Below are 13,872 nucleotides of genomic sequence, written 5' to 3' on the forward strand. Positions count from 1 at the left end.
TGCTACCGCAGCAGCTCCACTAGTAGTTCTCTCGCCTGCGAGACCCTTTGTCTCTTTGATATAACAGGCGGTATGGCTTACTTCTAGGACGAGCCATGATCGTTTACGTGCGCACACGCAAACTTACGTGGATCCCTTTGACCTCGTCTGTCATGGACTAAAAGCTCACGGAGAACTTCGCAACCACAGACCTGAAAAGACTTATCAAGTATAGCCGTTTGCAACCATAGGTAACTCACCATACGCGAGCTAATGCGCCTACGGTTACAGAATGCACGCCTGCGGCACAAAGTACTCTAGTGGCTTCTCTAATTGATGCTCCCGTAGTTACAACATCATCTAAAAGTAAAATATTTGATTGATTAACCGGCACAGTACAAGCAATACTTCCTTTCAAATTTATTTGCCTTTGAGCGGATGAGAGTGTTCTTTGGTCCTTTGCATGAGGACGTATAAGCACGTCATACAAAGGCAAGCCTGTAAGCTGGCAAAACGATTGAGCTACAAGTTCCATATGATCAAAGCCTCTGCGCGCGTACGCTTCTGCAGTTGCTGGAATAAAGGAAACGCCATCAATTTTTGAACTATCAAAGCGAGAGGTACCGTCACGAGCTTTCCATGCTGAGGCTTCTTCAAGCGCACACAATAGAGCTGCAGCAATTACCGGTGCCAGTCGAAACTCGTGTCCATCCTTAAGCGTCAAAATCAACCGTGCAGGAGGACCCTTAAATCCCATGGCACAAATGACCGCTCTACTCTCCCACTGAACAGGTCGTTTCTTTTTATCTGCACACTCTGAACAAACAAGCTTCCCGTATGGAGCTCCGCAATTAGGACATGCCCACTGCTGAGAGATCCATGGCAGCTTTGCCCGACACTCATCGCAGAGGAGCTGGCCGGGTTTCTCGCACACAACGCAGCGTGTAGGAGCAAGCAGCTCAAGTGTTGAGTTTGCCGTTGCGGTAAGGATAGATGTAGGTTGCATTTTTACCCCCAAAATCTGGGGGCTGACAGTGAATACAGTCTAGATCAAAGGTCGCAAAATGGAAGGCATTTTAGGTAAACGGAAAAAGATGGATTATCTAAAGCTCCTACCAGTAAGATTGTATTTTGTGAGGATTCGGCTAACGGATGTTTGCCACGGAAGCCATAACAAAATCAAGAAAACAAGCGTTGCTACGCCGTGCGTTAGATCAAGCGGAATTGAAGCCGCAAATGCGAGAAGAGCGGATTCAAGCGTTAAGGGATGTACAAATCCAATAACAAAGTACACGTTCATTACAAGGCCAAAGAATGGCCCGGATATAAATGCCCAGATCATAAGCAAGAAAGGCGGAAGTTTGTGGGGTTTCTCGCCTTGTTGGACGGATGGGCGTTTAGAAGATGCAGGGCAAGCTGAGGTAAAAGTTGCAAGAAGGCCTCCCAGATAGCCAACAAGCCCCCACGCATACATCTGCCATGGTGTCCACGAGCCCTGACCAAAGAAAACGTTTGAAAGAAGCGCAGATAAGGCACCTATCAAAAAGCCCGCATGCCTGCCAAGAAACGCTCCCGCGAAGATAGCAACTGCGGAAACAGGCTTTACATATGCGAAAGGTGCAAAGGCAATTCTTCCCGCAGCACCTAAGGCGCTAAAGACGGCAGTAGGTACCAAATTGGCAACTGAGGGCTTCTTTGCCTCAAAACTTAACATAAATAATGCAACTGAAATGATCGCTAAAATAATTGAAGATACCGCGGTAAAATCGGGAAAATATATCATTTCAACAGCAAGAATAATAGGTGTAGCAAAGAGTGCCACAACCTCTAAGACTATTGATAACGTGTACCGATTATCCACAAGAACCTCACGCTTACCGTCAAAATAAAAATATCAAGAAGGTCTGTCTTATTTTGGCATAAGATGATTTGAAACTACAACAAGGAGGTCTTTATGATCTATCTGGGAAACTTTAGCTACAATGACGAGCTTGATTCTACTGACAACTATTGTCTTATGCCTTGCATTGTTGAGGCAGATTCCACAGATCATGCGCTTGAGCTTTTCTCGGAGCACCTTATTGAGGTTGCAAAGTCATCTGACCTGCTTGACGGTGCAAAAGAGATTTTCTTGGATTCCATTGTTGAGCTGGGAGAAGTTCCCACCACTCCTCTGATTGCTCAGTGGCAAAAAATTATGCCTGCAGGAGTTGGTCTGTGCAGCATCACCAGCGCTCTTCCAACGCTTGAGTTTGATGATGAGACAGCAAATGCCTACGGCTTCAATGAGCATGCTCATGATCATGAGGAAGATGAAGAAGAGCATGAGCACGAGGAGTTTGGCGACATCAACGATCTTGACGATGAGCTCCTTGAGGAGCTTGGTCAGGACGAGGAGCCATTCTTGAGATTCTAGCCACCTACTCCGCCGACCATACCCAAGAGTTCTCAAAGAACTCTGAGGTTGGCTCTGTCAGAGAAATCTGGCCATCAAAAACTAGAGAAACGTTATCAGCAACGCGCGATATCAACTGCATGTCGTGCGTTGCTACTACTATGGTTGCACCTTCTGACTGTGCACGAGAGAGCAAATTGACAACAGCATCTTTGGTTGGGGCATCCAAGCCTTTTGTTGGCTCGTCAAGAATAAGCAGACGCGCTTTTGTAAGCAGCACTTTTACGAGGGCTAAGAGTTGCTGCTGTCCACCAGACAAATCGTATGGATGAGAAGACATAAGCTTCTGATATGTTGTTCGCGCAAGAAGTCCCGAAGCTTCCAGAAGCTCCTGAACATCCTGATCAGAATAGGCGCCACTCTGCTGCCACTGAGCAAGCTCCTCGCCCACACTTTGGCAGGTAAAGAGCAGATTGGGATCTTGTGGAATGTATCCTTGGGATTGCTGGAGCTGGTTGTAAATATGTCCACGCCTTGGACGGAGAACACTTGCTGCAAGCTTTAGCAACGTTGACTTACCTGAGCCATTGCCGCCTACGAGCGCACGAATTTCTCGCCCCGTGACCTCAAGCGAGCACTTGCTGAGCACCAGCTGATTACTCTGCGGATACGCAAACGTCACAGCGCTGAACTCGAGCACGGGCGTGCTGTCGGCCGCGGTGGATGCTTGGTTTGGCGCGGAGCTGCAAGGACAGAGCGCCTGGCGAGAAGAGCTGTCTGCTTGGAGCGCATCGGGTTTCTCGCCACCAAGGCAGACGCGCGCGTCAGCAAGGTACTCGAACGCGGTGACGTCGTGGGTGGCAACAAGCACGGCAACGTTGAGCTCGCGCGCCACTCGCTCCAGGAGCGCGGTGAAACTCTTCTGCGCAAACGGATCCAGCTGCGAGGTTGGCTCATCCAGCAAAAGCAGCTTTGGGCGCATGACAAGCGCTGCAGCAAGGGCTACTAGCTGCTGTTCTCCCCCGGAAAGCTCGTTACAGCGCTTGTGCAAGAGCGATTCCATGCCAAAGAAACTGACCGTCTCAAAAATGCGACGGCGCATTTCTTTCTCTGAAACGCCTCGATTTTCCAGGCCAAAAGCCAACTCTTTCAAAGGTGTCTCGCACACAAGTGCTTGTGCGGTAGCTTGTGGCACAAATGCAATGGTGTCTACGGATTGCGCCTGCGTCATCGTAGAAACCTCTTGGCCGCAAACAATAATGGAACCCTCTCTCCTACCTTGAGGCGCAATCTCGGGCTTAATGAGGCTCAAAATGGTGGACTTGCCTGAACCAGTTGGTCCCAGTAAAAGACTAATCTGACCAGCACAAACCTCACAGGAAAAATCTTCTACAACGTTGCGGTCTGGAGTTAGAGCATACGCAAACGAGAGATTTTGAATAGCTAGAACTACTTCTTTACTAACTGAAGTAGTAAGTGAATTCTGAATATAGGAAGAATGCTCACTCATACAGACTGCTCCCATAAGACAGTATCAATACGCACAAAAATTGCTGGTAAAACGCTAAACAGCACTACGCCCAGATACCAAAAACTCACTTGGAACTCTGGCATAGTGGGATAAAACTCCCAAGCTTGTACCAGCATATACAAAGAAACCGCTGCTATAACGCTTAAGAAAGTAAATACCAGCAACGCCACAGTATCATAGGCGTCAAGCACTTCAGCGCTCCATCTACTCCTGTGTCCTGCCATCCCCCAACCTCGAGACACAATAGACTGAAACGTACTCATCGACTTCTCCAGCGCGCTCATGCACACTGCGTTAATGGTGGCAGCTGATTGCACAATAGTTTTTCTCGCGCTCAAAAGACGGCTTTGACTTGGAACACGGCTTTGCTGATGTGACTGCACAGCAGAATCACACCTTCTAGCTGCGGTATTTGCTGACTGAATTTGACGGGCTGTTGTCAGATCAGAAAGTAGTTGTGGCATAAGCTGCACAGAAAGACTCAAGACCAACTGTAATCCGGGAAAACGCACACTTGATCGCTGTAACATCTCGAGCGGTGATACTACTGCAAACAGGCACTCAAGCCAGCTCAAAGTACTTACAAGCACAAGACCCGAGGTAGCCCCGTACACCAGACTTTCTGCGTACAGTTGCGTGTGCCCAAAAGAATACAAAACGGTAGAGCCAGATGCCGAGAAAAACGGATTGATTATCGCCATCAATATAATAATTGGAGCATACCAAACAAGCTGTTTGGCAGCATGTTTGGCGTCAAACAACTGGATTGTACAAAGCTGCGCTCCTAGAAAAGCAATCAGCGCACAGAGAGGCTGAAAAGAAAATGCGGCAAGCACAACCTCACATCCAAACAGCACAACCGTAGCAAGTGGATGAAGGCGAGAAAAGCTTCTGCGCGCGGGATTCATTAGTTCACCGCGTTAACGTACGTCCAAACAACCGAATCGCCATCGTGCAGAACATATGCATCTGACGTGTAGTTAGGCTGAACACCGTTAACTGAATATACCCAACCGCTCTGTGGACCATGGTCACGCTCTGCAAGCCCATTAATAGCCGCAACGTACATACCAAACGACGTGTTACGTGCATTTACCCCGGCTCCACTTGCAAGCAACGCGTCATAGACTGACGTACCCTCTTGCACCTGGAGGTTGACGGTAAATGAAGGTCCTTTGGCTGCAGAGCCGTCAACCGTGACACTTACAGAAAGCGCACTATTCTCTTTACGAGGAGCAGCTACAGCGTTTGTTGAGTTACCAGAGTTAGAAGGCTCCGATGTTTTCTGATTAGAAGAATCCTGCGTTTTAGACGCATCAGCATTTGATTGAGCGTCTGAACTAGAGCTCCCTTGCGTCTGTGACGTCTGAGAGTCTGTTTGTGTGCCAGAAGCACCTACTACCGTCTGACCTTGTGCGGTAGGAGCTTCTTGAGCAGAAGTGCTTGAAGCAGGCGTAAAGAAATACTGAATCAATGTCCATGCAAAGAAAAGCATGAACAGAAGCGACACTATTGATGCTGCCAAATAGAGAATCCGTTTGGATTCTCTTGTGAGCTTAACCACTATCTCACCTGGCCTCGGCCATTGGAAACATGGTGAATTGCAGCAGTTTCTTTCTTAAGCAACACTACAAACACTGCAAGAACTGCACCAGAAGCAAAGAAACCAAAGACACTCAGAAGTGGAATGGTAGGCGCAGAGGACACCTGCTGTGGGGCAGCGGCCTGCTTATTTGAGTATTCAGTAGGTGGAAGCTGCTTCTCGTCAGAGTTAGTATCTGCAGTCTTGTTCTCAGATGGAGCCTTTGTAACCTCCTCACCAGCACTCGCAGCGGTGGTCGAGGAAGTTTCATGCGCAGCTGGAGATGAAGGATCTTGAGCTGGTACGTTTGTAGCTGTGGAATCTGTCCTGCTAAAAATATCTCCAGATGGCTGGGTATTCTCGCCAGAAGGTTTCTGATTAATAAGCGAGAAAAGCGTGCCAGAGTCGTTGGTATAGTAAAGATTGCCCTCAAAATCTGCAATGACCGACGACGTGGTGTAGTTCTGGTGATCTTTATCTGGAGTGTAAATCTGCGCTGCTCGGCTGGTGCCCAACTTGTATACCCATACGCCACCAGGTAAACCGTTTACCGTGAAATAGGCATAGGTACCGTTTTGCTGAACAGAAACAAGAGGGGTGCTCTGAGACTTACCTTTGCCAGCTCGAGCCTGGTCAATCACCGTAAAGGTGTCAAGAGAAATCACAGAGATAGTTCCGTAGCCCTCAGCATCAACGCCGTTAACAAAGACATTAGAACCGCTGATAGTTGGGGTAGAGGTGGACTCTGCTGCAAATTTGACTTGCTTCTCCTCAACAAGAGAAGAACCGTTTCTTCTAATCAGGTGCAGCGTACCGTCATTTCTGGTTACGGCAAGATAGGTTCCATTTCCATTTTGATCAACAGAGACAGGAACAATACCTGCGCGAATTGGTGAGCCAAGGTTAAGCTCGGCCTCAATGGCGCCGGTTGTACCGCTGATAAGCCTGACAGAGGAGGACTCGTCGCCAATCATAAAGTCAGAGCCAGAAGCCGCTGCGCCAGACCAGTAATAACCTGAAGGCTGACCAGAGGTTGCTCCAGGAATATTTGCAGGCTGTGCATTCTGCTTCCAGCGAAGTGCGCCCGTCGTAGCGTCAACAGCAACCATGTAACCACCAGCTGCGTCAAATCCGCTCATCTTAGTAAACTCAGCCAAGATGGTGCCGTTATTAACCGTCAGGCTAGAAACAGATTGCAGCGCATTGGTAGTATCCAGCGGCTCTGTCTTCCAGATGCACTCCATAGTTGTTGCCGAGAATGCGGTAAGACATCCATCATCGGTAGCAACAACAATCATGCCATTAATGTACAGAGGACGTGCAAAGTACGAGACCTTGGAGCCAATCTGTGCCTCGGCAATAAGGTTACCTGTTGCAGCGTCAACTGCTTTAAGAGTAGAACCGCTTACGTAATAGACCGTATCATGAACAATGACCTGATCAGAAATAAATCCAGGTGTATTCTGAGTTCCTTCGGTCACACTCCAACGAAGAGCTGCAGAATTAATGGGGGTGCTCTGCGTAGTAGTGGAACCGTTTCCGCTACCAAAACCGCTCCAAGATGCCTCGTAGTTAGGGTGCTCAGCAAATGGATTGATGACCAACTCATTTCGAGGAGTTGGAATGGAGCTATCCTGACCACCATATGTCCAGGTAATAGTAGTGTTTTCGTCCAAGGCAACGTTGTTTGCCATCTTGTCCGAAAGCTGACCGTTTACAAAGAACTGCCACCATTTATAGGCGCCATCTACCTGCGCTGTTGCAAGCGTAAGTCCCTGTGAAGGCGACGTAATAGAAGACAAATAACCGCCCGCTGCATCGTAGGTAAGGCCGTTATTCTTCAGGTAGTCATACGTTACCTTGTCGGCAGTGGTACCCTTACGAACCTCAATAGTCTGCGTAGGAGCCCAGTGCTGAGGCTTACCGTCTTTATCAAGACCTACTACAGAAAGAGTGACGGAAACAAGCTGACTTGGATCTGGGTCTTCCTCTACAGGTCGAGCGCCCTTCTCGCCTGCCACGGTAAAGGTGGCAGAGACCTTCTGATTAGTAAGGGCCTGGAACTGCTCATTATCTGGATACAAGCTTGCATAGCGAGAATAGCGTGCACTTGAAAGAAGTGCCGAAACCGTAACAGACGTGTTGTACTCAGGAGTCTGTGCGAGAACAAGATTCTCGTTCTGAATGATTGTTGGCTGAGAAGAACTGTACGTGCGCGCCTGATCAGAAGGGCCCATGGGGTCGTATGTTGGGAACTCCGAAGGCACAATACCACTTGCGGTCTTATCGGTATTGTTAACATCATAAGACCAGGTCAAAGAGCCGTCAGAAGCACGATAGAACTTGTTTGGTGTAGCCAAGGACTCAGAAACGCTATCCTGCTTATTCTGCTGACCAGAAGGAGTAGCAAGTGCATCCCAGAAATGAGCCTTAGACTCATTCATCAAAGTAAGCTCTGCATCAATATCAGCCTGATTAAGCGGGCTTACCGTAACCGTAAGAGTCTTAGAGACTGATACCTCAGGATTTTCTTTATCGGTAACGGTCAGAGTGATGTCTACCTGCTGCGCGGAAGCAGAAGGCAAAGGCTGGTACACCGTTCCTCTATAGCCATTGAACGTAATAGCAGCATTGGAGGAAGTGTACGTAAACTGATAGCTCTTTCCATCCAGACCAAAGTTCTTTGGCGTAGGCATCTGCAGGTCGTCTGTAACTGCCTGGGCATTAATTGAGTGATTGGTATACACATCTTTAATGCTTGATGCCGAGAAACGCCTGTTAATGCGCCTCAACAGATTATTCTGTGCATCGGTAATAGCCGAAGGATCTCCGGGAACCGTTATGGTAAAGGTTTTCTGATAGTTTGTCTGAGGGGCATCGGAGCTGCTCAAAGAAACATTCGCAGTCAGCGTTACCTGCTTATCACGAATGCCGCGGGTAACCGTTGCCTTATAAGGCTCAGTACCATATCCATCAATGCGAACTACAGAGGTATCTGAGCTAGTCCAAGTGACCTTAGACCATGAAAGTTGGTTTCCATCTGCGGAAACAAGCTTATGTGGAAGGGTAAAGTCTGAAGTTACAGAAGATTCATTTTGTCCTGTCGCATATGATGGCGCAAGGTTTTGAGATACGTCAGCAAGTTGTGCCTGAGATTTTGCCTCATCCCAAGGAATTAAAACATTGCAGGTATATTGGACGGTCTTGCCATCTTTGGAAAGTTCAAAGGTAACTTTTGCCTGACGGAGGATAAGAGTGCTTCTCTGGTTAGTAAAACCGGCCGCATCCATCCAGAAGTACTCAATAGAACCATTAGTCGCAAAATCAGTAGAAATGCCTGCGTGAGCATATGAGGCTGTCGAAGACATCTGAACAGATGCCACTCTAACGTTAACCTCTCCAGCACCAATACGACGCAGCTCTTCTGCAACCATGGTGTTGAGGTTAGTATCTACCCCATAGCGAGGTTTTGGCTTATAGAAGGAATTAGTCAGAGTTTCTACTGCCTGATCCAGCGTTTTGTGTGGATAGTCAGTCTCATTTGTGGTTGCTGCAACACCAGGGCCTGTCTCTTCAGAGGTTGTGGTTGCACCACTTGTAGCTTCTACCGTACCAGAAGCAGCTTCCGTACCAGAAGCGTTGTCCTGAGCAGTAAGGGCATTCTCTGCTGAGGAGGTTGCAGTAACAGTAGTGGTCAGCTCCCCCGCTGCTTCTGCGAATGCAGGAGCTGGTAAGAGCGCAAACACTAAAAGTATGGAGAAAAGGCTATTGAGCGCCTTTTTAAACATGCTTCTAATTCCTTCCAACTTGTGGTGAATTTAGCCTTCTTGCCAAAACAAGCACCACAATTCCAAGTACAACTAAAGGCAGACTGAGCAGCTGTCCCATAGTGATAAAGCTGCCAAAAAGGTAGCCAAGCTGCTCGTCTGGAACACGAACAAATTCCACGACAAACCTAAAAATGCCATAGAGCATCAAAAACGTTCCAATGAACGTTCCTTGTGGACGAGGAGGGTACTTCCTAGAAAGGACGTACAAAATAGCAAACATCACAAGGCCCTCGAGAAGTGCTTCGTAGAGCTGAGAAGGATGACGGTAGACCGCTCCTCCTGTCTCAAACATTACTCCCCAAGGCAGATCTGTTGGCTTTCCCCAAAGTTCACCGTTGATGAAGTTTGCGCAGCGTCCAAAGAAAAGACCAAGCGGCGCACCAATAACTCCCAGGTCACAGATGGTAGGGATAGAGAGATCCGATGCCTTACAGACAATAGAGCCGCCAATAATAGCTCCTACAAGACCTCCATGGAAACTCATACCGCCTTGGCTTAAAGCAAATGCGTCAAGTGGATGCGCTACGTAATAACCAGCGCCGTAGAAAATAACGTAGAACAGACGGGCGCCAACAATAACGCCAAACGAGATGCCTACCATCAAATTAAGCACGTCATCAAGGGTAACGTTAAGCTTCCAGCGCTGAGCAGTTCTGTACATAACTACGCCAGCAAGCACAAAGCCCACGAGATATGCCAGACCATACCACCTGATAGATAGCGGACCCAGTGAAAGCGCTACTGGGTTTAATGAATGATAAAAAGCATCAAGCCACACAATACGTCCTACTTACTAAAACTACTTTGAAAGAACATGCGAAGGAGTTGCACCACGCTGACCCTGATAATGGCTACCAAGATCTTCGCAGCCATAAGGACGCTCAACAGGAGAACTCATGCGCTCAAAGGAAAGCTGACCAATCCTCATGCCAGGATGCAAAATGATTGGAAGGTTAGCAACGTTAGAAAGCTCCAGTGTGAGCTCTCCGTCCCAACCTGGATCAACATAGCCTGCAGTTGAGTGAATCATAAGGCCCAGGCGTCCCAGGGTGGACTTTCCCTCAAGCTTGCCGAGGATATCGTCAGGAATAGCAATGCGCTCAAGCGTAGTGCCAAGCGCAAACTGACCAGGATGAAGGACAAAAACCTCTCCCTCAGGAACATCAATTGACTCAGTAAGACCCTCTTGAGCTACAAGTGGATCAATTGAGGTATGCGTAGAATTGCGGAAGATTCTAAAATTTGAGCCAAGACATACGTCAACCGATGCAGGCTGCACGTTTTTCTCGCATAAAGGCTCAATAACGATACGACCAGCTGCAATCTCTGCTTTAATGTCGCGATCAGAAAGAACCACAACGTCCACCTTTCTTACGTCATACAAATGTATGGTCAGAAAACCTAGTTATCCGTTTATATAAAATATCACGCCCTACACAATAATGTGCGGGGCGTGATATATAAAATTTGTAAATATGCAGGTCAGTTATGGTTCACCACAACTTCTCTGCATAAAAAACACGTTTATGCGTATGAAACTACGTACCGAAACGCACCAAATGTTCACTTTTTGGCGCTGAGCGGCAATTTACAGCATTGCAGGCTGAACGCGCTTAACGCCAGGAACATGCTCAATCAGGATGCGCTCAATACCCTCAGACATGTCGTATGCAGACATAGGGCAACCAGCGCAAGAGCCAGTCATCTCAAGCGTAACGGTGCCGTCATCACTTACATCGATAAGCTCAACGTCGCCGCCGTCTGTCTGAAGGCTCTGGCGAATAACATCAAGGGTTGCATTCAAAAGGTCACGATTAATGGCCATGTTTGCTCCTACTCAAATCTACTCAAAGCGCGTCCGCGCTCACAACTTACAACAAGGGTATCCTACCCAAAATTTCAAACTTATTTCTCGCCTATCCAATTGGCGAGAAAAGATGTCCAACTGACGCATCTTTCAGACGTGCAGGCAATGATGCACCCGACGCTGTTGCCGCAATCGCAGCAGCTACGCGAGAGGTAGCCTCTTGTGTCTGCTCCGTGCTCAGAAGCGTTGCGTCTACCATAAAGCGCTTCACACCGGCAGAGAGCATCTCGGCCACCTCTGGCACGCCGTCAAAGAGCTTAGGGCTCCAAATCTTAGAGCGACCGTGCCTATCAGTCCTGACCGGCATGTAATCGTTGTCGATGCCTCTGAGCGTGTGCTCCTCAAGACGCAGCTTGCAGGCGTCACAATCGTGGATGCACTTGCCCGTAGACATCAAGATGCAGTGCTCAGTTGTCATGGTGCGAATACGACCGCTGACCATATAACCCACAGGAATCGAGGCGTTTCTCGCCATATGACAGATCTCTTGGAGGGTAAGCTCGGAGTTGAGCCAGACACCTTCTGCGCCCATGTCGGCAAGTGCCTGCAAAGCGTAGTCGTTGTGGACTGGAATGCACTCGCGCACCTCAGGGATGGCTCCGCGCTCAACAGCCAGCGTCAGCTCGGAGATGTTTCCCACGGCAATCGGCTTACCTGCAGCAACGTAGGGATCCAGGCGCTTATGGTCAACCTCGCGACATACCTCATCAAGCCATGGAGTTACCTTGGCGAGAAGATCCTCTGGCCACGAAGTCTCTGCGAGCGCATCGGTAGTTGCATACAGACGATTTGCTCCCGCCTTGAGCGCAACACGTGCCTGCTCTGGAGTTTCAACCAGAACACACACCTCTGCCTGCGACGCATTTGCCTTTGCAGCCGCCTCATCAAAGGCAAAAAGCTTCTCCTTGTCTTGGGCTTCTCGCTCCTTTTGATAAGCAAGACGAGAAAGCGGAGCAATCTTCTGCTCGCGGTTCTGGTACTCTTCGAGAAGTGCGGTCTCGAGCTGCTCACATGCTGCGGCGCGGACCTTGTGGACAGCACTAAAGCTCATACCGCACATATCGTCCATCTGGACGTCAAAGCTTACGGCCTCAAACGGAGAGGTTCCCATGCGGCCTACGTGCTCAATCAGCTCGTCAGAAGTTACTGCCTTGGTGCGCGCCTCCTCCACCACAAAGCCCTCGGCAGACGCGCTTGCAACACCGTCTGCAGTAGTGAGCACCACGGTAAAAGGTTGGCCAATGCGGGCAATAATAGCCACGTCAACGGCACGTTTGCGAGGATACTCCAGCGAAGAAATCTGCTCAGCTGCCACACGCGCTGCCTCAGAGCGAATAATGCGCACTGTGGAGCCAGTCTGCATAACGCGAGAAGTGCGAACGGTAACTGTCTGACCAGGCTCAACGTCAACAGGACAAAGAGCGGTCAGGAACTTGTCAGGCTCATCGAGCGGCCTAATTTCAAGCAAGTCGTTCTTGCCAATAGGTGCGTGTGCGATAAGGTCAACATCTGCCTGCTTGTAGCGGCGCAGCTTAACACGGCCACCATTGAGTCCGCTCTTGCGCTCAAGAGCATCCTCAAGTGGACGTCCGCCGGTGACCTCGCCAACAATCTCACCACGGTTATTGGAGCGCTCATAGCTCATCATCTCGTTGCCAGCGGTGCCATGCAGGTACGCGTTGGTCAGACCGCGGTTAAATGAGCGTTTGAGTAAGCGGTGACGACGTGCCACATCGGCTTGGTTGTCCACGCCCTTCTCGGCAGAGTCAATAGCCTGACGATACGAAGACACCACCGAGTACACGTACTCGGGAGCCTTCATGCGGCCTTCAATCTTGAGCGAGCCCACGCCCGCCTCAATCATGTCCGGCACGTCATCAATGGTGCAGTAATCCTTAGGGCAGAGCAGCCTGTCAATGCCACCCATCGAGACAACTTCATGCTTAGAGTTGAGCAGCTCATACGGCAAGCGGCACGGCTGAGCACAGGCTCCGCGGTTAGCAGAGCGGTCTCCTCGCATAGACGACATGTGGCAGATGCCGGAATAGCAGAAGCACAGGGCGCCGTGACCAAAACACTCCAGCTCCACGCCAAGCTTGGAAATGGTAGAGATCTCTTCTTTAGTGAGCTCTCTGGACAGGGTAACGCGGCCCACGCCAAGCTTTTTACAAGCAGCAACACCGCGCGTATCGTGGATGTTTGCCTGTGTTGATACGTGGCATTCAATCTCTGGCCAGGTCTTTCTCACCTGAGCCATAAGACCCCAGTCCTGGATGATAAAAGCATCTGCACCAAGAATCCACGCGCGGCGAATCAGGCGCAGGACACGCTGCATTTCGTCCCACTTAACAACAACGTTCACGGTAACGTATACGCGAGCGCCAGCTAAATGAGCCTGCCTGCACGCACGCGCAAACGACTCGTCGTCAAAGTTGTCTGCACCACGACGAGCATTGAAGTTGTTGCCCAAGCCGCAGTAAATAGCATCAGCACCACCAGCAAGAGCTGCGGTAAATGGCGCTGGACCTCCCGCTGGGGCGAGAAGTTCCATCTGGGTTGCACGAGGAAGCGGCTGAGTTGGGAGCTCTTTATCAGAAGCTTCCTCTGTCCACTCTGGCTCGTTCATGCGATTTAGCTCGTGAGCTGTGGATTCTCGCTCACGACGATTACGTTCGTTCATAGTACCTA

Annotated in this window: 11 protein-coding genes; 1 reads left to right on the top strand and 10 read right to left on the bottom strand. The window is 49.4% G+C overall.

Annotated features, from left to right (window positions below; translation table 11 throughout):
- Positions 1-235: 235 nt before the first annotated feature.
- Together ACO5GU_RS00610 and ACO5GU_RS00615 are read right to left on the bottom strand one after the other, a co-directional pair.
- Positions 236-985, bottom strand: coding sequence for a ComF family protein (locus ACO5GU_RS00610; protein ID WP_484925407.1), 750 nt, complete (start codon positions 983-985; stop codon positions 236-238).
- A 93-nt stretch (positions 986-1,078) separates the two neighbouring features.
- A complete protein-coding gene (locus ACO5GU_RS00615; protein ID WP_484917744.1) occupies positions 1,079-1,693 on the bottom strand; it encodes an ECF transporter S component in 615 nt (204 codons plus the stop codon).
- 240 nt (positions 1,694-1,933) lie between these two features.
- On the opposite strand from ACO5GU_RS00615, the gene ACO5GU_RS00620 reads away from it, so the two are divergent.
- Positions 1,934-2,395 (top strand): hypothetical protein, encoded by a 462-nt coding sequence (locus ACO5GU_RS00620; RefSeq protein WP_484854761.1) that lies wholly within the window; start codon positions 1,934-1,936, stop codon positions 2,393-2,395.
- Between the two features lie 4 nt (positions 2,396-2,399).
- On the opposite strand, the gene ACO5GU_RS00625 is transcribed toward ACO5GU_RS00620, so the two are convergent.
- The 8 genes from ACO5GU_RS00625 to ACO5GU_RS00660 all read right to left on the bottom strand — a co-directional run bounded on the left by ACO5GU_RS00625 (position 2,400) and on the right by ACO5GU_RS00660 (position 13,864).
- Positions 2,400-3,884, bottom strand: a complete 1,485-nt coding sequence (locus tag ACO5GU_RS00625) for an ABC transporter ATP-binding protein (protein WP_484929588.1) — start codon at positions 3,882-3,884, stop codon at positions 2,400-2,402.
- On the bottom strand, positions 3,881-4,813 hold the full coding sequence (locus ACO5GU_RS00630; RefSeq protein WP_484929590.1) for an energy-coupling factor transporter transmembrane component T: 933 nt from the start codon (positions 4,811-4,813) through the stop codon (positions 3,881-3,883). Before ACO5GU_RS00630 ends, ACO5GU_RS00625 begins: the two co-directional genes overlap by 4 nt.
- Positions 4,813-5,430 carry a DUF4430 domain-containing protein gene (locus tag ACO5GU_RS00635; RefSeq protein WP_484929592.1) on the bottom strand — a complete coding sequence of 206 codons (618 nt, stop codon included), beginning with the start codon at positions 5,428-5,430 and terminating at the stop codon, positions 4,813-4,815. Before ACO5GU_RS00635 ends, ACO5GU_RS00630 begins: the two co-directional genes overlap by 1 nt.
- Before the next feature lie 38 nt (positions 5,431-5,468).
- Complete coding sequence (locus ACO5GU_RS00640) at positions 5,469-9,275, bottom strand: outer membrane protein assembly factor BamB family protein (protein WP_484929595.1); 3,807 nt, start codon at positions 9,273-9,275, stop codon at positions 5,469-5,471.
- 4 nt (positions 9,276-9,279) lie between these two features.
- Positions 9,280-10,095: a prolipoprotein diacylglyceryl transferase gene (gene lgt / locus ACO5GU_RS00645; RefSeq protein ID WP_484929597.1), complete on the bottom strand. Its 816-nt coding sequence runs from the start codon at positions 10,093-10,095 to the stop codon at positions 9,280-9,282.
- Positions 10,096-10,116: 21 nt separating this feature from the next.
- Entirely contained in the window at positions 10,117-10,674 is a 558-nt protein-coding gene (dcd, locus tag ACO5GU_RS00650) for a dCTP deaminase (RefSeq protein ID WP_035427834.1), read from the bottom strand.
- Between the two features lie 231 nt (positions 10,675-10,905).
- Positions 10,906-11,142 carry a NifU family protein gene (locus ACO5GU_RS00655; RefSeq protein ID WP_035432351.1) on the bottom strand — a complete coding sequence of 79 codons (237 nt, stop codon included), beginning with the start codon at positions 11,140-11,142 and terminating at the stop codon, positions 10,906-10,908.
- A gap of 91 nt (positions 11,143-11,233) precedes the next feature.
- Positions 11,234-13,864, bottom strand: a complete 2,631-nt coding sequence (locus ACO5GU_RS00660; RefSeq protein WP_484929599.1) for a U32 family peptidase — start codon at positions 13,862-13,864, stop codon at positions 11,234-11,236.
- Positions 13,865-13,872 lie beyond the last annotated feature (8 nt).

Source organism: Lancefieldella sp. (assembly GCF_057237245.1).

Coding starts and splice junctions, on each gene's coding strand:
- ACO5GU_RS00640 (WP_484929595.1), bottom strand. CDS start 9,275: ATGTTTAAAAAGGCGCTCAATAGCCTTTTCTCCATACTTTTAGTGTTT.
- ACO5GU_RS00655 (WP_035432351.1), bottom strand. CDS start 11,142: ATGGCCATTAATCGTGACCTTTTGAATGCAACCCTTGATGTTATTCGC.
- ACO5GU_RS00615 (WP_484917744.1), bottom strand. CDS start 1,693: ATGTTAAGTTTTGAGGCAAAGAAGCCCTCAGTTGCCAATTTGGTACCT.
- ACO5GU_RS00620 (WP_484854761.1), top strand. CDS start 1,934: ATGATCTATCTGGGAAACTTTAGCTACAATGACGAGCTTGATTCTACT.
- ACO5GU_RS00625 (WP_484929588.1), bottom strand. CDS start 3,884: ATGAGTGAGCATTCTTCCTATATTCAGAATTCACTTACTACTTCAGTT.
- ACO5GU_RS00610 (WP_484925407.1), bottom strand. CDS start 985: ATGCAACCTACATCTATCCTTACCGCAACGGCAAACTCAACACTTGAG.
- ACO5GU_RS00630 (WP_484929590.1), bottom strand. CDS start 4,813: ATGAATCCCGCGCGCAGAAGCTTTTCTCGCCTTCATCCACTTGCTACG.
- ACO5GU_RS00660 (WP_484929599.1), bottom strand. CDS start 13,864: ATGAACGAACGTAATCGTCGTGAGCGAGAATCCACAGCTCACGAGCTA.